Annotated in this window: 22 protein-coding genes; 9 read left to right on the forward strand and 13 right to left on the reverse strand. The window is 65.4% G+C overall.

The genetic code is table 11. The annotated features are described in order from the left end of the window. Positions 1–43: 43 nt before the first annotated feature. A complete protein-coding gene (locus ACRARG_RS14795; protein ID WP_432690781.1) occupies positions 44–934 on the reverse strand; it encodes a 5-bromo-4-chloroindolyl phosphate hydrolysis family protein in 891 nt (296 codons plus the stop codon). Between the two features lie 216 nt (positions 935–1150). Continuing rightward, a complete protein-coding gene (locus tag ACRARG_RS14800; protein WP_432690782.1) occupies positions 1151–2182 on the reverse strand; it encodes a pseudouridine synthase in 1032 nt (343 codons plus the stop codon). A 61-nt stretch (positions 2183–2243) separates the two neighbouring features. Here ACRARG_RS14800 and ACRARG_RS14805 point away from each other — a divergent pair, with 61 nt between their 5' ends. After that, on the forward strand, positions 2244–2696 hold the full coding sequence (locus ACRARG_RS14805) for a nucleoside deaminase (protein ID WP_432690783.1): 453 nt from the start codon (positions 2244–2246) through the stop codon (positions 2694–2696). Between the two features lie 15 nt (positions 2697–2711). Here ACRARG_RS14805 and hutU read toward each other — a convergent pair whose 3' ends face one another. Genes hutU through hutI form a run of 4 tightly spaced genes read right to left on the reverse strand, consistent with a single transcriptional unit; the run spans position 2712 to position 7877 of the window. Continuing rightward, positions 2712–4385 carry a urocanate hydratase gene (gene hutU, locus ACRARG_RS14810; RefSeq protein ID WP_432690784.1) on the reverse strand — a complete coding sequence of 558 codons (1674 nt, stop codon included), beginning with the start codon at positions 4383–4385 and terminating at the stop codon, positions 2712–2714. After that, positions 4382–5170: an N-formylglutamate deformylase gene (gene hutG / locus ACRARG_RS14815; RefSeq protein ID WP_432690785.1), complete on the reverse strand. Its 789-nt coding sequence runs from the start codon at positions 5168–5170 to the stop codon at positions 4382–4384. The genes hutU and hutG overlap by 4 nt, the downstream gene beginning before the upstream one ends. Next, the gene (gene hutH, locus ACRARG_RS14820) at positions 5167–6687 is read right to left on the reverse strand and encodes a histidine ammonia-lyase (RefSeq protein WP_432690786.1); all 1521 of its coding nucleotides are present in this window, start codon (positions 6685–6687) and stop codon (positions 5167–5169) included. Before hutH ends, hutG begins: the two co-directional genes overlap by 4 nt. Beyond that, on the reverse strand, positions 6684–7877 hold the full coding sequence (gene hutI, locus ACRARG_RS14825; RefSeq protein ID WP_432690787.1) for an imidazolonepropionase: 1194 nt from the start codon (positions 7875–7877) through the stop codon (positions 6684–6686). Before hutI ends, hutH begins: the two co-directional genes overlap by 4 nt. 111 nt (positions 7878–7988) lie before the next feature. Here hutI and ACRARG_RS14830 point away from each other — a divergent pair, with 111 nt between their 5' ends. Beyond that, positions 7989–8744, forward strand: coding sequence for a GntR family transcriptional regulator (locus ACRARG_RS14830; RefSeq protein WP_432690788.1), 756 nt, complete (start codon positions 7989–7991; stop codon positions 8742–8744). A 284-nt stretch (positions 8745–9028) separates the two neighbouring features. Here the strand turns inward: ACRARG_RS14830 and ACRARG_RS14835 are convergent, their stop codons facing one another. The 6 genes from ACRARG_RS14835 to ACRARG_RS14860 form a co-directional block, all read right to left on the reverse strand. Further along, positions 9029–10525, reverse strand: a complete 1497-nt coding sequence (locus ACRARG_RS14835) for a phosphomannomutase/phosphoglucomutase (protein WP_432690789.1) — start codon at positions 10523–10525, stop codon at positions 9029–9031. Between the two features lie 37 nt (positions 10526–10562). Continuing rightward, positions 10563–11396 carry a 3-deoxy-8-phosphooctulonate synthase gene (gene kdsA, locus ACRARG_RS14840; RefSeq protein ID WP_432690790.1) on the reverse strand — a complete coding sequence of 278 codons (834 nt, stop codon included), beginning with the start codon at positions 11394–11396 and terminating at the stop codon, positions 10563–10565. A gap of 1 nt (position 11397) precedes the next feature. Then, the gene (locus ACRARG_RS14845; RefSeq protein ID WP_432690791.1) at positions 11398–13191 is read right to left on the reverse strand and encodes a KpsE/RkpR family capsule polysaccharide export protein; all 1794 of its coding nucleotides are present in this window, start codon (positions 13189–13191) and stop codon (positions 11398–11400) included. Further along, a complete protein-coding gene (locus tag ACRARG_RS14850) occupies positions 13169–13828 on the reverse strand; it encodes an ABC transporter ATP-binding protein (RefSeq protein ID WP_432690792.1) in 660 nt (219 codons plus the stop codon). The genes ACRARG_RS14845 and ACRARG_RS14850 overlap by 23 nt, the downstream gene beginning before the upstream one ends. Positions 13829–14039: 211 nt before the next feature. After that, complete coding sequence (locus ACRARG_RS14855; RefSeq protein WP_432690793.1) at positions 14040–15080, reverse strand: permease; 1041 nt, start codon at positions 15078–15080, stop codon at positions 14040–14042. Further along, positions 15073–15420 carry an ArsR/SmtB family transcription factor gene (locus ACRARG_RS14860; protein WP_432690794.1) on the reverse strand — a complete coding sequence of 116 codons (348 nt, stop codon included), beginning with the start codon at positions 15418–15420 and terminating at the stop codon, positions 15073–15075. The genes ACRARG_RS14855 and ACRARG_RS14860 overlap by 8 nt, the downstream gene beginning before the upstream one ends. 102 nt (positions 15421–15522) lie before the next feature. Between ACRARG_RS14860 and ACRARG_RS14865 the strand changes: the two genes are divergently transcribed. The 7 genes from ACRARG_RS14865 (at position 15523) to ACRARG_RS14895 (ending at position 21883) form a co-directional block, all read left to right on the forward strand. Beyond that, the gene (locus ACRARG_RS14865; protein ID WP_432690795.1) at positions 15523–16128 is read left to right on the forward strand and encodes a uracil-DNA glycosylase family protein; all 606 of its coding nucleotides are present in this window, start codon (positions 15523–15525) and stop codon (positions 16126–16128) included. Next, positions 16109–16897 (forward strand): SseB family protein, encoded by a 789-nt coding sequence (locus ACRARG_RS14870; RefSeq protein WP_432690796.1) that lies wholly within the window; start codon positions 16109–16111, stop codon positions 16895–16897. The genes ACRARG_RS14865 and ACRARG_RS14870 overlap by 20 nt, the downstream gene beginning before the upstream one ends. 92 nt (positions 16898–16989) lie before the next feature. After that, positions 16990–17304: a DUF1272 domain-containing protein gene (locus tag ACRARG_RS14875; RefSeq protein WP_432690797.1), complete on the forward strand. Its 315-nt coding sequence runs from the start codon at positions 16990–16992 to the stop codon at positions 17302–17304. Positions 17305–17384: 80 nt separating this feature from the next. Then, positions 17385–18206, forward strand: coding sequence for a TIGR00282 family metallophosphoesterase (locus ACRARG_RS14880; protein WP_432690798.1), 822 nt, complete (start codon positions 17385–17387; stop codon positions 18204–18206). Between the two features lie 66 nt (positions 18207–18272). Then, the gene (locus ACRARG_RS14885) at positions 18273–19190 is read left to right on the forward strand and encodes a DMT family transporter (RefSeq protein WP_432690799.1); all 918 of its coding nucleotides are present in this window, start codon (positions 18273–18275) and stop codon (positions 19188–19190) included. A gap of 80 nt (positions 19191–19270) precedes the next feature. Further along, positions 19271–21016, forward strand: coding sequence for an SLC13 family permease (locus tag ACRARG_RS14890; RefSeq protein WP_432691375.1), 1746 nt, complete (start codon positions 19271–19273; stop codon positions 21014–21016). A gap of 48 nt (positions 21017–21064) precedes the next feature. Beyond that, on the forward strand, positions 21065–21883 hold the full coding sequence (locus ACRARG_RS14895; protein WP_432690800.1) for a DUF6635 family protein: 819 nt from the start codon (positions 21065–21067) through the stop codon (positions 21881–21883). Here ACRARG_RS14895 and ACRARG_RS14900 read toward each other — a convergent pair whose 3' ends face one another. Next, positions 21884–23656, reverse strand: a complete 1773-nt coding sequence (locus tag ACRARG_RS14900) for an SLC13 family permease (RefSeq protein WP_432690801.1) — start codon at positions 23654–23656, stop codon at positions 21884–21886. Positions 23657–23662: the final 6 nt, after the last annotated feature.

The raw sequence follows: 23662 nt of genomic DNA on the forward strand, positions 1-23662 counted from the left end.
TGAATTCTCCGATACGATTGGCCGGACCCCGGCCTAAGTCAAACTACTCCGGGCGGATGCCCTCGCGCTGCAGCCTCTCGCGCAGCACCTCGATTTCCACGGTCATGTCACCGGCGTCGTTGGACAATAGTTTTTCTGTCCGGGCCGCGAAATTCTGCTCAAGGTCGGTCAGCAGCGCCTCGTAATCGGCGCGCGCCTTGGCGTCGCGGCTGCGTGCATAGACATCGGCAAACTTCACCGTCGCATCGCGCGCGCCCTGCAGGTAGATGCCCAGATATTTCCGCGCCGCTGTCAGGTCACGCGGGTCATTTTCCACCGACCGGAACAGGTTCCGCGCCACCGACTGGAACTGGATCACGCGGGCCTCCAGCTGACGGTCCTGCGCCCGTTTGATCGCATCAAACATGGCCTGCAGATGGCCCTCTGCCGTTTCGACCGCACGGGCGACGCGGTCGGTCTGATGTTCATCGACGCCTTCCATCCCTTTGTTTTTCAAGGGGTCGAGCCCGAAGGCCATGGAATGCAGCGCTCCGCCCAACACGGCAAAGATCACCGCCTCCACCACGCCATGCCCGGCAAATCCGACAGCTCCCAGCCCGAGGCCGGTGAACACGGAGGCGAGGATCTTGCGCGGCAGGGCCGGCCGGCGGGCGACCTTGCGCGCGGCATAGGCTTCCTCTGCCTTGATGCCCTCGCGAGTCATCCAGGCGGCAAGGATCAGGATGCCGAACCCAACCAGATAACTGGCCATCAGCACGGGAGAGGAGACAAACGCCTTCCAGATCAGGGGAAAGGGCGCAAGGAACAGAAGATTGACCCGCCCCCCGGCCCGCGTGCGCGTGGCGCCGCTGAACTGGCCGGTGCGCGGGGGCTGACCGCTGTCGGGTTTGGAGGATCCCTGAGGGCTGAATTCGCCGCCGAACCGCTGCGCCATCACACGCCCGCCGCTGTCAGCGTGACGTAGAGCATCAAGGCGACCAGCAGGAAAAATGCCAGCCTTTGCAATCCGCTTCCGGTCATACGGCCCCCCTGTTCTGGCGTATCCGGTCGATATGGGCCCGATCAATTTGGTTCACAAGCCCGGTCGCGAGTAGGACTAGCACCATTGCTGCGGGCTGCCTAGCCTCGGACGCCCACAAGCGTCTGATTGTCAGTCCTTCTTTGGGCGGCGGCGGGTCAGCTTGGGTTTCGCGCCGGTCTCCCACGGGGCCTCGGTTGTTTTGTCCGTCCGGGGCTTGCCACCCTTGCCAGGCGCGCCGCCGGGCTTGCCGCCCGCTTTTGCGCCCGGCTTGCCCGGCCCGGCCTTGCCTGCGCCGGGTCTAGCCAGACCGGGTTTCCCCGGCCCCGGCTTGCCCATTCCCTGCTTGCCCGGCCCGCGCCGGTCCTCCCGCCCCGCCCGCACCGGGCGCGGCTTGGCGGGGGCATCTTCGGCCTCCAGCCCCAGCTGGTCGCGCAGCACGCGGCGGCGCACCTCCTCCACCGCGCCGGGGGCCAGCGGGCCCAGCTGGAACGGCCCGTAGGAGATGCGGATCAGCCGGTTGACGCTCAGCCCGATATTCTCCATCGCGCGGCGGATTTCTCGGTTCTTGCCCTCGCGCAGACCCACGGTCAGCCAGGCGTTGGAACCCTGCTGGCGGTCCAGAACCACCTGCATCGGCTGAAATTCCTCCCGGTCAACGACGATCCCCTCGCGCAAAGGCTCCAGCATCGCATCGGTCGGATTGCCCTTCACCCGCACCCGGTAGCGCCGCAGCCAGCCGGTGGAGGGCAGCTCCAGCTTGCGCTTGAGCCCGCCGTCATTGGTCAGAAGCAGCAGCCCCTCGGAATTGAGGTCAAGCCGCCCCACAGACATGACCCGCGGCATATCCGCCGGCAGGTCGTCAAAAATCGTCGGCCGCCCCTGTTCGTCGCGTGCCGTCGTCACCAGCCCCGCGGGCTTGTGATAAAGCCAGAGCCGCGCCGGTTCCGGCCCGCCGATGGGGCGCCCGTCGACCTCGATCTTGGCCTTGGGCGTCACGTTCAGCGCCGGGCTTTCGATCACCTTGCCGTCGACCTTCACCCGGCCCTCCGCGATCATGCGTTCGGCATCGCGGCGCGACGCCACGCCGGCACGCGCCAGAACCTTGGCGATACGGTCGCCCGGTGGCGTTTTGGATTTGGGTTTTTCGGGGCTCTCGGTCATATCCGGGGAGTAACCTGTTTCGCAGCCTTGCGGAAGCGCAGATCCTGCGGCACCAAGGGCCATGTTCATCAGCTATATGGAAGAGGCGCTGGCAGAGGCGCGCGCGGCGGCAGAGCGGGGCGAGGTCCCCGTGGGCGCCGTTCTGGTCGGGCCCGATGGCAAGGTCGTCGCCCGCGCCGGCAACCGCACGCGGGAATATTCCGACCCTTCCGCCCATGCCGAAATGCTGGTGATCCGCGCCGCCTGCGCCCTGGCGGGGTCAGAGCGGCTGCCGGGACATACGATCTATGTCACGCTGGAGCCTTGCGCCATGTGCGCCGCCGTCATCGCCGCCGCCCGGATCGACAAGGTCTACTATGGTGCCTCCGACCCGAAATCCGGCGGGGTGGCACATGGGGCGCGGGTCTTTTCCCATCCCCAGTGCCACCACGTGCCAGAGGTCTACGACCGGATCGGAGAGCAGGAGGCGGAGGCGCTGCTGAAGCAGTTCTTCCGCGACCGCCGCACCCCCTGAGCCTCAGGTCCCCCCCTAATTCCCAAGGATCCCCGGCAGCCGCAGCCCGTGGTCCTTGGCGCAGGCGATGGCTTCCTCATAGCCCGCATCGGCATGCCGCCAGACGCCGGAGGCCGGATCGTTCCAGAGCACCCGTTCCAGCCGCCGCGCCGCATCCTCCGTACCATCCGCCACGATCACCATGCCCGCATGCTGCGAGAACCCCATGCCGACCCCGCCGCCATGGTGCAGCGACACCCAGGTCGCGCCGCTCGCCGTGTTGATCAGGGCGTTCAGCAGCGGCCAGTCTGACACGGCGTCGGATCCGTCCTTCATCGCCTCCGTCTCCCGGTTGGGGGAGGCGACGGAGCCGGAATCGAGGTGATCCCGCCCGATCACGATGGGCGCCTTCAGCTCTCCGCTCGCGACCATCTCGTTGAACTTGAGGCCCGCCCGGTGCCGGTCGCCCAGACCGATCCAGCAGATCCGCGCCGGAAGCCCCTGAAAACTGATCCGCTCCCGCGCCATGTCGAGCCAGGTGTGCAGATGGGCATTGTCGGGGAAAAGCTCCTTCATCGCCTGATCGGTCTTGTAGATATCCTCCGGATCGCCGGACAGGGCACACCAGCGGAACGGGCCCACGCCCTTGCAGAAGAGCGGCCGGATATAGGCGGGCACGAAACCGGGGAAGGCAAAGGCGTTCTCCAGCCCCTCTTCCTTGGCCACCTGCCGGATATTGTTGCCGTAATCCAGCGTCGGCACACCGTCGTTCCAGAAATCGACCATCGCCTTGACGTGCACCTTCATCGACGCCCGCGCGGCCTTTTCCACGGCTTTCGGATCGCTCTCCCGCTTCTCGCGCCACTGCGCCATGGTCCAGCCCTGCGGCAGGTAGCCGTTGACGGGGTCATGGGCGGAGGTCTGGTCGGTCACGATATCGGGCCGGATGCCGCGCGCGTGGATCTCTGCAAAGACATCCGCCGCATTGCCCAAAAGGCCCACGGATTTCGCCTCTCCGGCGGCGGTCCAGCGGCGGATCATCTCCATCGCCTCGTCCAGAGTTTCCGCCTTTTCATCGAGGTAGCGGGTGCGCAAGCGGAAATCGATGCTGTCGGGGTTGCACTCCACCGCCAGACAGCAGGCCCCGGCAAAGACGGCGGCCAGCGGCTGTGCGCCGCCCATGCCACCCAGACCCCCGGTCAGGATCCATTTGCCGGTCAGGTCGCCGCCGTAATGCTGGCGCCCGGCCTCCGCGAAGGTCTCGTAAGTGCCCTGAACGATGCCCTGCGTGCCGATGTAGATCCAGGACCCGGCGGTCATCTGGCCATACATCATCAGGCCCTTCTTATCGAGCTCGCTGAAATGGTCCCAGGTGGCCCAATGCGGCACGATATTGGAATTGGCGATCAGCACGCGGGGCGCATCTTTGTGGGTGCGCACGATGGCGACGGGCTTGCCAGACTGCACGATCAGCGTCTCATCCGCCTCCAGATCCTTCAGCCCCGCGACGATGCGGTCGAAATCGTTCCAGGTCCGGGCGGCGCGCCCGATGCCGCCGTAGACGACCAGCTCATGCGGGTTTTCGGCCACGTCGGGATGCAGGTTGTTCATCAGCATCCGCATCGGCGCCTCGGTCAGCCAGCTTTTGGCGGTGATCTCCGTCCCGGTGGGCGGATAGACGTCACGGGTGTTCTTGCGCGGGTCGCTCATGCGGGCCTCCAGCGGATCAGGGTGTCGAGGATGGTTTTCAGATGCGGGCGCAGGGCTTCGGCGCGGTCCGGCGCATAGTCCCAGGGCGGGCTTTCGTGCATGTAGGTCGACTGGGCCAGCTCCATCTGGATCGCATGCAGCCCGTCCGTGGGCCGCCCATAATGGCGCGTCGTCCAGCCGCCCTTGAATCTTCCGTTGAGGGTCGATGTGAAACCCTCTGCATTTGCACAGATATCCTGAACGGCGGATTCGATCTCAGGGGCGCAGGTCTGGCCCATATTCGTGCCGATATTGAAATCAGGCAGGGTGCCGTCAAAGAGGAAGGGGATCACCGAGCGGATCGAATGGCAGTCATAAAGCACCGCATAGCCATGGATCGCCTTGACCCGCGCCAGCTCGGCCTCCAGCGCCGCATGATAAGGCGCGTGATAGGCAAGGCGACGGCGTTCGATTTCCTTCTCGTCCGGCTCATGCCCATCCATGTACAGCGGCCGCCCGTCGAAATCCGTCAGAGGGCAGAGCCCGGTGGTGTTCTGCCCGGGATAGAGGCTCGCGCCGGAGGGGTCGCGGTTCACGTCGATGGCGTAGCGGTGGATGCGGGTGCGGACGGTTGTGACGCCCTTCGCCAGCCCCGCGTAAAGCTCGTGGATATGCCAGTCCGTATCGGCAATCGCCCGGCCGGTGTCGTTTAGCCCGGCCGCCACATCCTCCGGCAGTTCGGTCCCGGTATGGGGCAGGCCCAGCACCAGCGGGCTCTCCCCGCGCGTGATCTCCAGAAAACTCACGCGCCCAGCTCCAGCCCCGCGGCCACGGCCAGCCGGTCGTCGCGCACCAGCCCCGCCGCCACCTCGATATCCGGCGCGAGGTAGCGGTCCTCCTTCAGCCCCGGCACCACGCCCCGGATCGCCGCCATGACCTGTTGCAACGGCTGCGCGGTGACCAGCGGCGCGCGGGCCTCGATCCCCTGCGCGGCGCAAAGTGCCTCCACCCCGAGGATCACCGACAGGTTCTCCACCATCCGCTTCAGCCGCCGCGCGCCATGGGCGGCCATCGACACGTGATCCTCCTGATTGGCGGAGGTCGGCGTGCTGTCGGTCGAACAGGGGTTCGCCAGATGTTTGTTTTCGCTCATCAAGGCGGCGGTCGTGACCTCTGCGATCATGAAGCCGGAATTCAGCCCCGGCGCGGGTGTCAGGAATGGCGGCAGGTCGTGGCTGAGGGTCGGGTCGACCATCAGCGCCACGCGCCGCTGCGCAATCGCCCCGATCTCTGCCAGCGCCAGCGCGATCTGGTCGGCGGCAAAGGCCACGGGTTCGGCATGGAAATTCCCGCCGGAAAAGATGCCGTCCTCGGTCACCAGAGGGTTGTCGGTCACGGCATTCGCCTCGATCTCCAGCGTCCGCCCGGCGAACCGCAGCAGGTCCAGCGCCGCACCCACCACCTGTGGCTGGCAGCGGATGCAATAGGGGTCCTGCACGCGGGTATCGCCCTCCCGATGGCTTTCGCGGATCGCGCTGCCCTCCATCAGCGCCGACATGGCAGAGGCCACGTCGATCTGACCAGCATGGCCGCGCAGCGTATGGATCGCGGGCTGCAGGGGCTGGGTCGAGCCCATGATCGCATCCGTCGAGAGGCAGGAGGTCACGACGGAGGCGCGCATCATCCGAATCGCCCCGAAGAACCCGGCCAGCGCACAGGCGGTGGAGAACTGGGTGCCATTGATCAGCGCCAGCCCTTCCTTGGGGCCCAGAACGACGGGCGAGAGCCCGGCCTGCGCCAGCGCCTCCCCGCCCGACATGCGCACACCGCCGTAGAGCGCCTCCCCCGAGCCGATCATCACCGCCGCCAGATGCGCCAGCGGGGCGAGGTCGCCCGAGGCGCCGACGGAGCCCTGCGAGGGGATCACCGGCACCACGCCCGCCGTCAGCATCGCCTCGATCTGCGCGCAGATCTCCCACCTGACGCCCGAGGCGCCGCGCCCCAGCGACAGCAGTTTCAGCGCCATCATCAGGCGCACCGTCGCGGCCTCCAGCGGGTCGCCCACGCCGCAGCAATGCGACAGGATCAGGTTGCGCTGGAGCGTTTCGGTGTCGTCGGGCGCGATCCGTACCGACGCCAGCTTGCCGAAGCCCGTATTCACCCCGTAGACCGGCACGTTGCCCTGCGCGACACCCCGCACGATCGCCGCCGCCGCATCGACCGCTGCCCGCGCCGAAGGGTCCAAAGTCACAGCGCCACTCTGCCGCCAGAGCGTTTCCAGAACCGAAAGCCCGGTCGCGCCGGGGGTAAGAACAAGGCTCATGCCATGCCTCCGAAATACCGCCGGTAGAGCGGGTTGATGCCAATGCCGTAGGACAGCTCCGCCGGGTCGGCGATGTCCCAGACGGCGAGGTCCGCGCGGGCGCCCTCCGCGATCACGCCGCTGTCGGTCAGACCAAGCGCCCGCGCCGCATGAGTTGTCGTGCCCGCCAGAGCCTCTGCCGGGGTCAGGCCAAAGAGTGTGCAGCCCATGTTCATCGCCAGCAGCAGCGACCCCATGGGCGACGACCCGGGGTTCCAGTCCGTCGCCAGCGCCATCGGCACACCTTCGCTGCGAAAGGCCGCGACAGGCGGCTTCTGCGTCTCGTGCAGCGTGTAGAAGGCGCCGGGCAGCAGGACGGCCATGGTGCCCGACCGCGCCAGCAGGGCCGCATCCGCCGCCGTCGCATATTCCACGTGATCAGCCGAGAGCGCCCCGTAGCGCGCGGCCAGTGCCGTACCGCCAAGATGCGACAGTTGCTCTGCATGCAGCTTCACCGGCAGGCCAAGCGACTTGGCGACGTCAAAGACCCGTTCCATCTGGGCCACGTCAAAGGCGATGCCTTCGCAGAACCCGTCCACCGCATCGACCAGCCCCTCCGCATGGGCGGCCTTGAGCGCCGGGATGCAGATCTCGTCGATATAGCTGTCGGCCGCTGCCCCCTTGGGCACGGCATGGGCGCCGAGGAAGGAGGTCACGATCCGCACCGGCCTGAGCGTCCCGATCCGGCGGGCGACGCGCAGCATCTTCAGTTCTGTCTCAATATCCAGCCCGTAGCCCGACTTGATCTCCACCACCGCGACGCCTTCGGCAATCAGCGCGTCGATCCGGGGCAGGGCGCGGGCCAGCAGCGCCTCGTCGCTGGCCTCCCGCGTCGCCGAAACGGTGGAGACGATGCCACCCCCGGCCCGCGCGACCTCTTCATAACTCGCCCCCTCCAGCCGCATTTCGAATTCCTTGGCGCGGTTGCCGCCGTGGACCAGATGGGTGTGACAGTCGATCAGCGCAGGCGTCACGACACGACCGCCGAGGTCCTCCGCCGGCCCGGTCAGTCCCGCGGGCAAATCCGCCTCCACGCCGACCCACACAATCCTGTCGCCCTCCATCACGATCGCACCGGCGCGGATCAGCCCGTAGCCCGCGCCCTGCATTGTGGCGATGGTCGCATTTTTGAGGATCTGCCGTCCGGTCATGAGATGCCCTTGAAATGAATCGCTCATATCAATAATAAGTACGTACTTAAAATGTCAATCCGGGCAATGTCCCGAAGCTGGAAAAGCCGGGCTTGCCAAGGGTTGCAGGCGATGGCCGCTAGCAAAACGGACAGCTTCAACCGCCCGGAGGCGCCCGCAGGAGAGATGATGGAAGACCAGAGACAGGGCTGGAGAGACGTCAGAGACGTGATCCGCGACTGGGTCCTGACGGGCCGGTATGCGGCCGGCGACAGGCTTCCCCGCGATGTTGATATCGCGGCAGAGCTGAACTGTGCCCGGTCTACGGTGCTGCGCGCCATGCAGGATCTGTCTGACGCCGGGATGGTGGAGCGCCGGCGCAAGGGCGGAACCCGCGTGCGCCCCGACCCCATCGTTCGTGCAACGCTGGATATCCCGATCACCCGGCGCGAGGTCGAGGCGAAGGGCGGGCGCTACGGCTATCAGCTGGTGAAGCGGGAGGTCGTCGCGGCCCCCCGCGCCATCCTCGCCGCAACCAATGTGGCGGACCCGCGGGACATGCTGCATGTCGAGGCGATCCACCTGTCAGATGGCCAGCCCTATATTTTCGAGGACCGCTGGATTTGTCTGGAGACGGCGCCGGAGATCCTCGGCATCGATCTGAGCCGCAAAAGCGCCAATGAATGGCTGGTGCTGAACAAGCCCTATTCGCGGTTTGATGTCCGGCTTTATGCGATCATGGCGGATGCCGGCATGGCGGATCTGATGGCCGTGGCGGAGGGCGCGGCCCTGCTGGTCATCGAACGGACCACCTGGATTGACGAGGCCCCCATCACCACGGTGCGCTCGGTGACCCGGCCGGGCTACCAGCTGGCCACGCAGAGCTGACAGGGCAGGGCGCTGTCCATGTGGGGTCACAAAAATTTCCAGGGTCCTCTGGTCATGTCACCCGCCCGGCGGCACGCCGGGCAGCGGCCGACCGCCCCCACTGGGCGGCCGCTTCGCGTCCACCCGCGGCCGACCGCTGCCCTTTGCGGCGACCTCGATCTACGGCTTGCAAATCATTCGACGTTGCTTTGGCCACTTTCCCAAGTGGCTTAAAACCAACAGGAATAAAAGAACCGGGACCCTTCGGCCCCGGCTCTGAATTCATGTCGCACGAATGAGGCGGATCAGAACGTCTGGTCGTAATCGCCCACGCCCGGCTCTGTCCGGATCACATCGTCGATCTCCTTGAAGATCGTGCGCAGCTCCGCCTCGGATTCGGAGCTTTCACAGACCACAACAAGGTTCGGCGTATTGGACGAGGCCCGCACCAGACCCCAGGACCCATTGTCCAGGATCACCCGCGCGCCGTTCACGGTGACGACCTCTTTGATCGCACGGCCGGCCAGCGTCTCGCCCGCATCCGCCTTGGCAACCAGTTTCACCACGATACGGTCGAGGATATCGTATTTCTCCGTATCGGAGGCATAGGGCGACATGGTGGGGGTCGACCAGGTCTTGGGCAGGGCCTTGCGCAGATCCGACATCTGTTTGTCGGGGTTGCGGTCCATCAGCTTGCAGATCTCCACGGCGACGCGCATGCCGTCGTCATAGCCACGGCCCACCGGCTCGGCCATGAAGTAATGGCCCGATTTCTCGAACCCGGCCAGCGCGCCCAGCTCATGCACCCGGCGTTTCATGTGGCTGTGGCCGGTCTTCCAGTAATCCGCCTTGACGCCATTGGCCTTCAGTTCCGGATCGGAGGCGAAAAGACCCGTCGATTTCACATCCGCCACAAACGTCGCATTCGGATAAATCTTGGACAGGTCGCGGGCCATGATCACGCCCACCTTGTCGGCGAAAATCTCTTCGCCCTCGTCATCCACCACGCCGCAGCGGTCGCCGTCCCCGTCAAAGCCAAGCGCCAGATCGGCGCCCGAAGCTTTCAGCGTGTCGGACATGTCGTGCAGCATCTCCATCGCTTCCGGGTTGGGATTGTAATTGGGGAAGGTGTAGTCGAGCGTATTGTGGCTTTCGACCACCTCGACCCCGATCCGCTCCAGCAGGGCAGGGCCATAGGCGCCCGCTGTCCCGTTGCCTGTCGCGCAGACGACCTTGAGCTTCCGCGACATCTTAAAATCGCCGACGAGGTCGTCCATATAGGCGTCCCAGACCCCGGGCACGAATTCGTAGCCGCCACCGTCCTTGGGTTCGCCCTTGCCGTTCAGCACGATATCCTTCAGCTCGGCCATTTCGTCCGGGCCATGGGTCAGCGGCATGTTGAAGCCCATCTTGACGCCGGTCCAGCCATTGGGGTTATGCGAGGCCGTGACCATGGCCACGGCACAGCCGCCCAGGTGGAACGAGGAGAAATAGGCCATCGGCGTGATGCAGGGGCCAATGTCGCGCACCTTGATCCCGGCCTGCATGAGGCCCAGCATCAGCGCATTCTTGATCGCCAGCGAATAGTCCCGGTAATCATTGCCCACGGCGATTTCCGGCTTGATGCCGCGTTTGATCATCTGCGTGCCAAGGCCAAGCCCGAGGGCCGTCATCCCCGGCAGGTTGATCTCATCGGGATATTTCCAGCGGGCGTCATATTCGCGGAACCCCGTCGGCTTGATCATCGCATCGCGCAGGAATTCCCAGGTATTCGGCGTCACGTCGGCAATGGGTTTGGTCACTTGAAACTCTTTCTCGTCGTTCAGTTAATTTAGCAAATCAAAGGCGGATCGGGTCGGCCTTGGCCAGCCGGTCAAAGGCCATGAGGGTTTCGACCAGTTTCTCCATGTCTTGTAACGGGATCATGTTGGGCCCGTCAGAGGGCGCGGTATCTGGCGCCTCATGGGTTTCGATGAAAACCGCCGCAATGCCCAAGGAAACGGCACAACGCGCCATAACCGGCGCAAATTCGCGCTGTCCGCCAGAGCTGCCGCCCTGTCCGCCGGGCTGCTGCACCGAATGGGTCGCGTCCATCACCACCGGATAACCGCCCTTGGCCATCTGCGGCAGCGACCGCATATCGGCGACAAGAGTGTTATACCCAAACGACGTGCCGCGTTCGGTCAGCAGGATCCGCTCGTTGCCGGTGCTCTCGATCTTGGCCACCACATTGGGCATGTCCCAGGGCGCAAGGAACTGGCCCTTCTTGACGTTGATCACCGCACCCGTCTCGCCCGCCGCGAGCAGCAGATCGGTCTGACGGCAGAGAAAGGCGGGGATCTGCATCACGTCGCAGACCTCTGCCACGGGGGCGCATTGCGCCTCCGAATGGATGTCGGTCAGCACCGGGCAGCCGATGGATTTCTTCACCCCTTCCAGAACTTTCAGCCCGGCCTCCATGCCAAGGCCCCGCTTGCCCGAAACGGAGGTGCGGTTGGCCTTGTCGTAGCTGGCCTTGAAAATGTACTGGGTGCCCGCCTTGGCGCAGATCTCGGCCATCTGGCCGGCGATCATCTGGGCATGATCCGCGCTTTCAAGCTGGCACGGACCGGCGATCAGCGTCAGGGGCTGGTCATTGCCGACCCCGAGCGCTCCGATTTTTACTGTCTTCATATCAGGTAGAGACCTGTTCCCTGAGAATGGATGCTGTCAGCGAGAGCATCAGATAGATGCCCGCGAAGATCAAGAAAGCCAACACGGTATTCTCGAACGACCGCGGATAGGAAGGATCCTGCGCCGCCACCGGATTGACGGAGGTTGTGAGGTAGCGCACCTGCCGGCTCGCCTCCAGCTCCGTCTGTTTTTCGTTGGTCAGGGCGGATTGCAGGAAAAGATCGGCCGTCACCAGATCGGCCTGCGCCATCTGGATCCGGGCCGCCGTTTCGGCCAGCGACGCCTCGCCGGACGTGGCTTCGGTCATTTTTGCATTGAGATCGGCCAGCAGGGCGGACAGCCGGCGGATATCGCCGCGCGTGCCCTCGACCCGGCTCTGGTTCGGCCGGGCATTGTCCAGCAGCGCCTGGAGCTGGAGCTGTTTTTCCTGAAGCTGCACTTCGTAATTGCTGATCTGCTGACGCAGGGAGGCGATAAAGCCTTCGGGGTCGACAAAATTCTGCTCCTGCAGCCTGACCAGCGCCTCCTGCGCCTCCCGGCGCTCTACCTTCGCGCGTTCCAGGCTTTCACGGGCCGACTGCATGCTGTCTTCGCGCTTGCGCCGCGACAGCTCATCCACCCGTTCCTCGGCATAGTCGATAAGGTGACGGGAGAAGTTCGCGGCCACTTCGGGGTCGGCGGCCGAGACCTCCATCTTGATGACGCCCTCGGTCGGGTCATAGCTGATCTTCACGTATTTCTGGTAAACCGAATAGGCCTGTTCATTGGTCGGTTCATTTTCAAGCCGCTGGATCGGATCGATCCAGTCCTGGCTGAAATGCGCCTTGAACCCCACATCGCTGTCCAGCCGCACCATGGCATCCTTGGATTGCAGATAGCTCTGAACCGCAATGGCATCCTGGTTGGTTGCGAACTGCGTGCCCTGCAGCAACCCGCCCAGACCGGAGCCCCCGGCATTGTCGGCCTGCAGGATCAGGAACTGCGACTTGGTCGAATACATCGGCGTGGCGACCACGTAGAAGTAATACCCCGCGAGGATCGTCGGCGCGAAGACGAAAAAAGCCAGCCGGGTAAAGAGAAGGAACAGCCGCCGCCGCCGCCGCCGCGCGATATCGCGCTGGATATCCATGATTTCCTTCTGGCGGCGCAGCGTCGGGTTCACCTCTGTCGACGGCAGGGTGGCCTCGTCCAGCGGCACCGTTTTCGGCAGCCGTTCGCCGGTTCTGGCCGGCAGTTTCGGCTCGTCCTCGTCGAGATCGGCACGGCGGCCTGTCCCGGGGACAACCAGTTCCAGCATATTGGTCGGTTTGAACGGGTCGATCCCGCGTTCGCGCAGCTGGCGAACCGCGTCGAAATCCGACGTCGGCGCCAAACCGTATTTCTGCGCCACGCGCCGCGCCATCCGCAGCTGGCGCCCGGTGAGACCTTCCTGCCGGATCGCATCGATATCGGTCTCTCCCGCAACTTCGGCGCGGCTGGAGACCTCTCCCATACGGGTTTCGGTCGTGTCGGGAATATAGGGTTCGCCATCGTCGACAGGCATCGGGCCCGACGTCGGGCGCGCGGGCTCCGGCGCGGTCTCGCGGGGGGTATTGGCGGCCCCCCCGGCGCGCTGTTCGGCTTTCAACGCGGCCAGCGCTGCCGCGCGGCGTTTGGCGACATCCGCGGCAGAGGGGGCGGGACGCGCCTGCGGCTCCGGCTGGGCCGGGCTCTGCGACGCCTCCTGCGGCGCGCCATCCTGGGCCGTGGGCTGCGTCCGGATGCGGAATTTTCTAGCTTTGGGTTTCGTAGTCATAAAGCTGCTTCGCCTCTTCCAGGGAGTCGAACATATAAAGCTGACCGCCCATCAATACCGCCGCCTCTGTGGCGAACTTTTCCAGCACACGCGGGTTGTGCGACACAATGACCACAGTGGTATTACGCAGCCGCTCCTGCAGGATTTCGCCTGCCTTGCGGTTGAATTCCACATCCGTCGATCCGGGCATGCCCTCGTCGATCAGATACATGTCGAAATCCAGCGCCAGCAAAAGCGCAAAGGAAAACCGCGCCCGCATACCGGTCGAATAGGTGCCCAGCGGCTGATCGAAATATTCGCCCAGACCGCACAGCCACCGGCAGTAGCTTTCCACATAGTCGGGATCCAGACCGTAAATCCGCGCGATATAGCGCGAATTTTCCATCGCCGAATGTTTGCCGATCACCCCGCCCATGAACCCCAGCGGGAAAGAGATGCGGCAATCGCGCCGGATGATCCCCTCATCGGGTTTTTCCAGCCCGGCCATCATATTGATCAGCGTGGTCTTGCCGGTGCCATTTGGCGCAAGGATGCCAAGCGAACGGCCGAGTTCGACCCGGAAAGACACCTTTTCCAGGATCACCTTGCGCTGAGAGCCAGTCCAGAAGGACTTGCTGACATTTTCGAATTCGAGCATCGCTCGCTCCGGTCTGCTCACTCGCACGCCTTGCTGGCGCGTCGTTGTTGGCACGTTGGTCGTTGGACACAATATGCCGGATTTCCAGCAATCTTGCCAAGAAAAGACGGTAAAAATGTGTTGGTCGACGAAAAAAACCGGCGCCCCGGCGCCGGTTTGGTATTTTTCTTAGGTTTTTCAGGGCATTGCGCCTGTCTTTGCCAGGGCCGCGTCAGATCAGGCCGGCGATGCCGCCCCAGGCAAACCCGGCGATCAATGCGCTCACGACGGCCAGCCCGACATAGGCGGCAAAGACCCGCGGCTTGACCAGCGCCCAGACCGCCACCGCAGCCGGGATACAGGTCACGCCGCCCGCGATGACAAAGGACATCGCCGCACCGGGTGCCATGCCCTGCGACAACAGCCCGTCGACCAGCTGCACCGCCGCATAGCCATTGAGGTAAGCCGGGGCCCCGACCAGCGCGCCCAGCACCACTGGCATCGGACCCGTGCCGCCGAGGATCGACCCGATCCAGTCCGCCGGCACGTAGGCCAGCATCAGGCTTTCCAGCAGATAGGCCAGCACCAGCCATTTCAGCAGGAACACACCGTTCTCCAGCACCGTGTCGCGGAAGGTCTCGCGACGCGGTGCCTCCTGCCAGAACCGCCAGACCGGCTGGCCGGAGAAGGGCTTTTTGACACCGCAGCAGCCACCGACCTGCGGTTTGGCGCGCAGCGGATCGGCAAAGACCGGAGAGTTGCGCGCAGCCCTGGCCACGAACCCGCCCAGCAGACCCGCACCAACGGCGGCCACCGTCTTGGCCAGCGCAAAGGGCAGGCCCAGCGACCCGGCCGTCACCGCGAACATCGCCGGGTCCATCAGCGGGGAGGCCAGCCAGAAGGCCATGACCGCCGACAGCGGCGTGCCCACGGCCAGCAGGGCCGCGACAAAGGGGATGACCTCGCAGGAGCAGAAGGGCGAGAGCCCTCCCATCAGCGCTGCCATCACGATCATCCGCGCCTCGTTGCCGGTAAAGGCGCGGGCCAGCAGCGTCTCTGCCCCTGTGGCCTTGAGATAGCCGATGGCCAGCACGGCGACCCCGATGATCGGCGCGGTATTGGCCAGCGCCCGGCCCGCAAACCCGACCGTTGGCCAGAGCTGCGCCGGGTCGAACAGCCCCAGCCCCAGCAGGATCAGCCCGCTGGCGAGCCAGGCCTTGTCGATGCGCCGCGACAGCCCCGGGGCGCCATGGCTATGGGTCGTGTCACTCATGATCGTGGTCCTCTGTATCGCATCCGGGGCCCGCATCGGCACAGCATTCGCGCAGCAGGAAGCCGGACAATTCGCGCAGCTCGTCATAGGCGACGGCGGCGCAGATGATGCTGCGCCCTCGCTTTTCCTGCCGGACGAGCCCCGCCTGGGTGAGAATTTTCATATGGTGGGTGAGGGTGGAGCCGGTGATGCCCGTCCGCTCTCCCAGCTCCCCGATCGTGGCGCCTCCGGGACCGGCCCGCACCAGCGTCCGCAAAACGGACAACCGCTGTTCGCTGCCAAGCGCCGCAAAGGTTGAGGCGGCGCGCTCAAGGGGGATATCAAGATGAGTCGTTTTCATATTTCTAGTGATATCGAATCTTTCTCGCGTGGCAAGATTTATTTCGACAAAACTCGAAATGAAGGATTTGACCTCTGCGGCCCGGACTGCATCATCCCGGAAATGGAGCATCCGACCGACCTGCCCGACCAGATCCGCGCCTGCCGTCTCTGCGCCGACCGCTTTGCCGCGACAGCCACGCGCCATGCGCCCCGGCCCGTGCCCTGGTTCCGCGCCGGCGCCCGGCTGCTGATCGCGGGGCAGGCGCCGGGCCTGCAAGTGCATGAAAAGGGGCGGCCTTTCGACGACCGCTCCGGCGACCGGCTGCGCGACTGGCTGGGGATCGACCGCGACACCTTCTATGACCGGGACCGGATCGCAATTGTCCCCATGGCCTTCTGTTTTCCGGGCTACGATGCGCGGGGGGCCGATCTGCCGCCGCCGAAGCTCTGCGCCGAGACATGGCACGGGCAGGTCATGCAGGCCTTGCCGGACGTCCGGCTGAAGATCATCATCGGCGCCCATGCACAGCGGTATCATCTGGGCATGACGGCCCCGGTCACGCAGGTCGTGCGGGACTTCCGCGCTTATGGTCCCGCTATTCCCTTGCCTCATCCCTCCTGGCGCAATACCGGATGGTTGAGGAAAAACCCCTGGTTCGAGGCAGAGCTGCTGCCGGTACTGCGCGCCAGGGTGAAGGAGGCGCTCGATGACCGACACCCCGCTTGATCTGGCCCATGCCGGGATGGAGGCCGCGCCGGAGAATGACGCCGCCAGGCTGAAATTCTACGAACGTCTCGCCGACAGCGAGCTGTTCATCATGCTGACCGAAGAGGCGAGGGGAGAGACCTTTGCCCCCGACCTCTTTGAACTGCCCGATGCCGTCTATGCGCTGGTCTTCGACCGGGAGGAGCGGCTGGCCGCTTTCGCCGAAAAGCCTGTGCCCTATGCCGCGCTCTCGGGCCGCGCGATTGTCGGCGCGCTGGCCGGGCAGGGGGTTGGCCTGGCGCTGAACCCCGAGGTCGCGCCATCGTCAATCCTGATCCCGGCAGAGGCGGTGGACTGGCTGGCCGAAACTCTGGCCAATGCGCCCGCGCAGGTGGAGGAACGTATTTCTGCATTCCAGCGGCCCACCGATCTGCCGGAGGCACTGCTGCGCGCGCTCGACATCAAACTCTCTATGTCAGCGGGGCTGGCGGCGACGGCCTATCTGGTGGCGACCTCCGCCCAGTCGGGCGCCCGCGGCCATCTGCTGGCCTTCATCGACGCAAAACCCGGGGCGGAGCCGGCCCTGGCCAAGGCGACAAGCGAGGCGCTGACCTTTTCCGGGCTGGAGGCTGGCACGCTGGACGTGGGTTTCTTTGCGGCCGACGACCCGGCGGCAGAGGTGCTGTCCCGCCACGGCCTGCGGTTCGACCTGCCGGAGCCGAAACAGCCGACACGGGTAGACCGCATCGCCCCCGGCAGCGATCCGGAAAAACCACCGATTCTGAAATAGCAGAGGGTCTGAATCCCGCGCCCTCTGACGGCGAAGACTCTGGCCGGGCGCGCAGCACCAGTCTAGGCTCGGGCGACCAACAGGAGGCCCATATGCTGGAACTGCGACCCAATTGCGAATGGTGCGACCGGGACCTGCCGCCCGACAGCCTGGACGCCCGTATCTGCAGCTACGAATGCACCTATTGCGCGGATTGCGTCGAGACGGTGCTGCACAACGTCTGCGCCACCTGCGGCGGTGGCTTCGTGCCGCGTCCTATCCGGCCGCGCAGCTCAAACCGGGACGGCGTCGGCACGGGGCTGGATCTTGATCCGCCGTCGGCAACCCGCAAACGCTCCAGATGGACGCCGGAGCAGGTTGCGGAGATGAGCCTGCGCCTGCGCGACGTGCCACTGGCCGAGCGATAGACGCAGCATAGAATCCCGCAATCCTGCTTCTGACGCAGGCCGCGCTTGCCCTTCGCCCGGCACCGGCTTAGGGCAGAGGAATGAAACTGCTTTTCCTCGGTGACGTCATGGGCCGCGCCGGACGCGCGGCCATCGCTTCCGAACTGCCCCGTCTGCGGGCGGCCTGGAAGCTCGATTTTGTTGTGGTGAACGGGGAAAACGCGACCAGCGGCGCGGGGCTTTCGGGCGATCATGCGAAGCTGATCCTCGATGCCGGTGCCGATGTGGTGACCCTGGGCGATCACGCCTTCGATCAGAAGGACATGATGCAGTTCATCCAGTCAGAGCCGCGCATTATCCGCCCCGTCAACTACGCCAAGACCGCGCCGGGCCTCGGCTACCGCATTTTCGACGCGCCGGGTGGCCGCAAGGTGCTAGTGGCGCAGGTTCTGGGCCAGGTCTTCATGAAGCGCGCCTTCGACGATCCGTTTTCCGCCATCGAGGGCGTGCTGAACAAACATCGCCTGGGCGGGCTGGTTCAGGCCACCATCGTCGATGTGCATTGCGAAGCCACGTCGGAGAAGATGGCGCTGGGCCACTGGTGCGACGGCAAGGCCTCCCTCGTGGTTGGCACCCATACCCATGTGCCCACGGCGGACGCTCAGATCCTGCCCGGCGGCACGGCGCATCTGTCCGATGCCGGCATGTGCGGCGACTACAATTCGGTCATCGGCATGGACAAGGCCGAACCGCTGCGCCGCTTTGTGACCGGCATGTCCAAGGGCCGGTTCGAACCGGCAAAGGGCGAGGCGACCCTGTCAGGCGCCTATGTCGAAACCGATGACCGGACCGGCCTTGCCACGCGGATCGAGATGGTGCGCCATGGCGGGCGTCTGGCCCAGTCCGGGCCGGGGCCGGTCTGACATGGGCCGCGTCCCGTTTGCGATACGGTCCGACAGGACCCCGCCCCGGCAGGGAGCCACAGTAAAATGCATCGGCTGACCCTCGCTGCCGCGCTGCTCGTGATCGGCATCGGCTGGGCCCTGACCCTGCCGCTGTCAAAGATCGTCGTCTCCTTCGGCTACCAGCCTTTTGGACTGATCTTTTGGCAGACGCTGATCGGCGCGGCCTTCCTCGGCACCCTTCTGGCGGTCCGTGGCCAGCTTTTCCGGCCCACGCGTCGGCAATGGATGATCGCGATCACCGTTGCGCTGGTCGGCACGCTGCTGCCCAATTATTTTTCCTTCCGGGCCTTGGCCAATCTGCCGGCGGGCATTGTGTCGATCCTGCTGTCGCTCATCCCGATGATCAGCTTTCCCATCGCCATCCTCATGGCCACCGACCGCTTCGACCTGCGCCGCTTCGCCGGGCTCGCCATCGGGCTCGTCGCCGTTCTGCTGATCGTCCTGCCAGACGCGAGCCTGCCGGACCCTGCCATGCTGCTCTGGGTGCCGATCGCCCTGATCGCCCCGGTCTTCTATGCGATGGAGGGCAATATCGTCGTCAAAATCGGCACGGCCGGCATGACTGCGGTCCAGACCCTCTTTCTTGCCTCCGCCGTCGGGGCGGTCCTGTCGTTGCCGCTGGCGCTGGTCACCGGCCAGATGATCTGGCCCGTTGCCTTAGGAATGCCGGAGGCCGCGCTGGCGCTCTCCGCCGCGATCCATGCGCTGGTCTATTCGGGATATGTCTGGATTGTCGGGCGCGCCGGAGCGATCTTTGCCGTGCAGGTCAGCTATCTCGTGACGATCTTCGGCGTCATCTGGTCTGTCATCCTGCTGAGTGAGGCCTATGCGCCCACGATCTGGGCATCGCTTGTTCTGATGCTTGCCGGAATGGCGCTGGTGCAGCCACGGCCCGGGGCCGCGTCAATCGCGCCCTTGCCTGATGCGGGCCCCGACGCCTAGATAGGCCCCGGCGATCCTGCCACAGGAAGACCTAGGACCGACCCATTTTGATCGAATTTCTTTCTCTCTCCCAGACCGGCATGGCGGCGGTGACCCTGCTGGTGGTTCTGGGGATGTTTCTTCTCTTCCTGAGAGAGACCTATCCGGTTGAAGTCGTGGCAGTTGGCGGCGCAGCCCTCATGATGTTTCTGGGTCTGCTGCCCTATGACAAGGCGCTGGAGGTGCTCTCAAACCCCGCGCCCTGGACCATCGGGGCCATGTTCCTCATCATGGGCGCGCTGGTGCGCACCGGCGCGCTCGATGCCTTTACGCAGCGCGCGGTCAGCTACACGGATCGGCCCAAACGCGCCATCGCGGCCATGCTGGCCTTTGTCATCATCGCCTCTGCCTTTGTCGCCAATACCCCCGTCGTCGTGGTGATGATCCCGGTCTTCATCCAGCTGGCGCGCAAACTCGGGGTAACCGCGTCGCGGCTGCTGATCCCGCTGTCCTATGCCGCGATCATGGGCGGCACGCTGACCCTGATCGGCACCTCCACCAACCTGCTCGTCGATGGTGTGGCCCGGACCCGCGGGTTGGAGCCGTTTTCGATCTTCGAGGTCACCCCCATCGGGATTATCGTGGTGCTCTGGGGCATGTTCTATCTGTCGGTCATCGGGCCGATGCTGCTGCCCAAACGCGACAGTATGGCCGACATGCTGCAGGACCGTTCCCGCATGAAATTCTTCACGGAGGCGGTGATTCCCCCGGACAGCAACCTGATCGGGCGGGAGGTCCTCTCGGTCCAGCTGTTCAAACGCGAGGGCGTGCGGCTGATCGACGTGGTGCGCGGTGACGAAAGCCTCCGGCGCAACCTCAAGGAGGTTGTCCTGCAGGTGGGCGATATCGTCGTGCTGCGCTCCCAGATCACCGAACTCCTCAGCCTGCAGCGTACCAAGGGGCTGAAACGGGTCGACCAAATTTCGGCGGTGGAGACCTCCACGGTCGAGGCGCTGATCACCCCCGGCTGCCGCATGGTGGGCCGCCAGCTGGGCTCCCTCCGCCTGCGGCGCCGTTATGGCGTCTATGTGCTGGCCGTGCATCGCCGGAACCAGAATATCGGCCGTCAGCTGGACGAGACCGTCGTGCGCGTCGGCGACACCCTGCTGCTGGAAGGCGCGCCGGAGGATATCCGTCGCCTGTCCCAGGATATGGAGATGGTCGACGTCACCCAGCCCACCGCCCGCGCCTACCGCCGCGGCCATGCCCCCATCGCCGTCGCCGCGCTGGCGGGCATCGTGGGTCTGGCCGCTTTGGGCGTCGCCCCGATCTTCATGCTGACGGTCTTTGCCGTGGCCATCGTCCTCCTGACCCGCTGCATCGACGCCGATGAGGCGTTTTCCTTTGTCGAGGGCAGGCTGCTGACCATGATCTTCGCCATGCTGGCCGTCGGCGCGGCGCTGGAGCATTCCGGCGCGGTCGAACTTATCGTCAACGCCATCGCGCCCTATCTGACGGAACTGCCGCCATTCTTTGTGATCTGGGCCATCTACCTGCTGACCTCCGTCCTGACCGAACTGGTGTCGAACAATGCCGTCGCCGTGGTGGTGACCCCCATCGCCATCGGTCTGGGGACGGCCATGGGGATCGACCCGCGCCCGCTGGTCGTCTCGGTGATGATCGCGGCCTCGGCCAGCTTTGCCACGCCCATCGGCTATCAGACGAACATGATGGTCTACGGGCCGGGCGGCTATAAATTCACCGATTTCATGCGCATCGGCATCCCGCTGAACCTGACGATGGGGCTGATCGTGTCGGCTGTCATCCCGCTCTACTGGCCGATGTGATCCGGAGCGCCCATATGGGGGCGGAGGACCCGTCCCCATGAGATCAGAGTGACCCCAGACCCCGACACCTCCAAGGCCCGCCGCGCCCGGCTGCGCGGCTTCTGCCGGGCGACATTCGGCCTGCGTGGCACATTGCAGCTGCATCGCGCGGCGCTTGGCTGGGACCTGCTCAAGGCGCCGCTGAATGTCGTGCTGGCGCCGGTCTTTCTGCTGACCCGCCTGCTGGCCCTGCTGGCAAGGGCGCTGCGTCTGCGGCGCCTGTCGGACTGGCTGGCGTCCCGCCGCATCTTGCTGCCGACAGCAGTGGCGCAGGAGGTGGGCCGCCGTCTCGACGTGCTCCTGCAGGAGATGGCAGAGCAGGGCCTGATCGTCCCCAGCCCGGAGCCGCTGCGCCGCGCCGTCATCGCCGATTACGTCGGTACCCGCAGCGCGGTGGCAGAGATTGCGACGACCCTGCTCGTCATCGCCTCCGGCCTCTTCATCTTCCACACGCCGACCTTCGGCGTGATGACCCTCGCCGGTCCGGTGGCCGAACTGCGCGCGCAAAGCACCGCCATCGCCGATTTCCCCCTGGGCTCCGGCCTTGGCCGTCTCTACTACGGTGTATTCCCCAGCCATATCGGCCCCTCGCAGCTGCTGATCACTGGCCTTGTGCTCTCGGTCTGCGCCTCTCTCTTCACCACCTTTGCGGGGATCGTGGCCGATCCGGTCCAGCTGGCCACCGGCACCCATCGCCGCCGCCTGGATCGCATGCTCAGACGCCTCGACGCCGCCCGGCATGGTGGGCTTGAACGGGAACACCTGCTGGCCCGGGCGGGCGATCTGTCGGACATTGCGCTCAGCCTCTGGCGCATGCTGCGCGGCTGATCAGAGCGGCCAGAAGATCAGGATCGCCGGGATCGACACGGCACAGACCAGCACCTCCAGCGGCAGGCCCATCCGCCAGTAATCTCCGAACCGATACCCCCCGGGGCCAAGGATCAGCGTGTTGTTCTTATGCCCGATCGGCGTGAGAAAGGCCGAAGACGCCGCCACCGCCACCGCCATCAGAAACGGATCGGGCGAGACATCCAGCCCCTTGGCCATCTGGATCCCGATGGGCGCCGCCACAATCGCCGTCGCCGTGTTGTTCAGCACATCCGACAGGGTCATCGTCACGATCATCAGCGCCGCGAGGATCGCCCAGGCGGGCCAGCCGTCGGTCAGCCAGACAAGGCTGCCGGCGATCAGCTCCGTCCCCCCGGTCTCTTCCAGCGCCTGCCCCAGCGGGATCATCGACCCCAGCAGGACCACCACGGGCCATTCGACATGATCGTAAAGCTCCTGCAGCGGCAGGATCCGCAACAGAACATAGGCGATCACGACGATCCCCAGGGCAATCGGCAGGTCGATCAGCCCGACGCTTGCCGCCAGCACGGCAACGGCAAAGGCCCCGATGGCCGACCAGGTCTTGCTGTCCTGCGTCACCGCCAGCCCACGGTCGGCCAGCGGCAGCCCGCCCGCCCAGTCCGCCACATCGGGCCCGGTATCCTTCTGCACCAGCATCAGCAGGATATCGCCGGGCTCGATCACTGTCTTCCGCACCTGCGAGGTGATGCGCCGCCCCTGCCGCGAAATCCCCATCAGCACGGCGCGCTGCCGCCACGAAAGGCCGATCGACTGGGCTGTCTTCCCGGCGATCCGGCTCTCGGGCTTCACGACGACCTCAATCACATCGAGCCCCTCGCTATCGGCCTTCAGCAGCTCCTCCCGCCGGTCATCGGAAAACGCCAGCGACAGGGCCGAGCGGAATTCATCCAGCGCCTCGGGCGTGGCCTCCAGCACCAGCGCATCGCCGGCCTGAATGATATTGCTGCGCGCATTGCCATAAAGCCGCTTGCCGTTGCGAATGAGCCCGATGATGGCGACATCCGCCTTCTCCGCCGCTTCCATCAGCTCGCCCACCCGCTTGCCGACGCGGGCATTGCCCTCCGGCACGGTCAGCTCGGCCACATAGGGCGACATGTCCTTGGCCTGAACGGCGGCATCCTCCCGCGTCGGGATGAATCGCCAGCCGATCAGCGCCACAAAGACCAGCCCAGCCAGCGCCGTCACCCCGCCCACCGGCGCAAAGTCGAACATCCGGAAAGATTCGCCCAGATTGTCCTGCCGGATCGAGGCGATGATGATATTGGGCGGCGTCCCGATCAGCGTCGCCATCCCGCCCAGGATCGTGGCGAAACTCAGCGGCATCAGCGTCAGCCCCGGCGCACGCCCCGCCTTGCGCGCGGTCTGGATATCCACCGGCATCAGCAGGGCCAGCGCCGCCACATTGTTCATGAAGGCCGACAGCACCCCGGCGATCCCGCCCATGATCGCGATATGCGCGCCAAGCGCCCGCCCGCTGTCCACCAGCGTCCGCGTGATCAGGTAGACCGCCCCCGACCGCACCAGCCCGGCGGAGACGATCAGCACCAGCGCCACCACCAGCGTCGCCTCATGCCCGAACCCGGAAAAGGCGTTCTCCACCTCCACCGGCCCCAGCACCACGCCCGCCATCAGCGCGCCAAAGGCCACGATATCATAGCGCCACCGCCCCCAGAGCAGCAGCGCAAACACCGCGAAGAAGATCGCGAAAAGGATGATCTGATCCATGTCCATCCCGCT

Source organism: Pseudooceanicola profundi, from assembly GCF_050897955.1.
GTDB lineage: Bacteria > Pseudomonadota > Alphaproteobacteria > Rhodobacterales > Rhodobacteraceae > Pseudooceanicola.

Coding starts and splice junctions, on each gene's coding strand:
- ACRARG_RS14845 (WP_432690791.1), bottom strand. CDS start 13,191: ATGACTACGAAACCCAAAGCTAGAAAATTCCGCATCCGGACGCAGCCC.
- ACRARG_RS14830 (WP_432690788.1), top strand. CDS start 7,989: ATGGCCGCTAGCAAAACGGACAGCTTCAACCGCCCGGAGGCGCCCGCA.
- ACRARG_RS14885 (WP_432690799.1), top strand. CDS start 18,273: ATGCATCGGCTGACCCTCGCTGCCGCGCTGCTCGTGATCGGCATCGGC.
- ACRARG_RS14855 (WP_432690793.1), bottom strand. CDS start 15,080: ATGAGTGACACGACCCATAGCCATGGCGCCCCGGGGCTGTCGCGGCGC.
- ACRARG_RS14800 (WP_432690782.1), bottom strand. CDS start 2,182: ATGACCGAGAGCCCCGAAAAACCCAAATCCAAAACGCCACCGGGCGAC.
- hutU (WP_432690784.1), bottom strand. CDS start 4,385: ATGAGCGACCCGCGCAAGAACACCCGTGACGTCTATCCGCCCACCGGG.
- ACRARG_RS14875 (WP_432690797.1), top strand. CDS start 16,990: ATGCTGGAACTGCGACCCAATTGCGAATGGTGCGACCGGGACCTGCCG.
- ACRARG_RS14860 (WP_432690794.1), bottom strand. CDS start 15,420: ATGAAAACGACTCATCTTGATATCCCCCTTGAGCGCGCCGCCTCAACC.
- ACRARG_RS14865 (WP_432690795.1), top strand. CDS start 15,523: ATGGAGCATCCGACCGACCTGCCCGACCAGATCCGCGCCTGCCGTCTC.
- ACRARG_RS14890 (WP_432691375.1), top strand. CDS start 19,271: ATGGCGGCGGTGACCCTGCTGGTGGTTCTGGGGATGTTTCTTCTCTTC.
- hutH (WP_432690786.1), bottom strand. CDS start 6,687: ATGAGCCTTGTTCTTACCCCCGGCGCGACCGGGCTTTCGGTTCTGGAA.
- ACRARG_RS14795 (WP_432690781.1), bottom strand. CDS start 934: ATGGCGCAGCGGTTCGGCGGCGAATTCAGCCCTCAGGGATCCTCCAAA.
- ACRARG_RS14850 (WP_432690792.1), bottom strand. CDS start 13,828: ATGCTCGAATTCGAAAATGTCAGCAAGTCCTTCTGGACTGGCTCTCAG.
- ACRARG_RS14880 (WP_432690798.1), top strand. CDS start 17,385: ATGAAACTGCTTTTCCTCGGTGACGTCATGGGCCGCGCCGGACGCGCG.
- ACRARG_RS14900 (WP_432690801.1), bottom strand. CDS start 23,656: ATGGACATGGATCAGATCATCCTTTTCGCGATCTTCTTCGCGGTGTTT.
- kdsA (WP_432690790.1), bottom strand. CDS start 11,396: ATGAAGACAGTAAAAATCGGAGCGCTCGGGGTCGGCAATGACCAGCCC.
- ACRARG_RS14805 (WP_432690783.1), top strand. CDS start 2,244: ATGTTCATCAGCTATATGGAAGAGGCGCTGGCAGAGGCGCGCGCGGCG.
- ACRARG_RS14870 (WP_432690796.1), top strand. CDS start 16,109: ATGACCGACACCCCGCTTGATCTGGCCCATGCCGGGATGGAGGCCGCG.
- hutI (WP_432690787.1), bottom strand. CDS start 7,877: ATGACCGGACGGCAGATCCTCAAAAATGCGACCATCGCCACAATGCAG.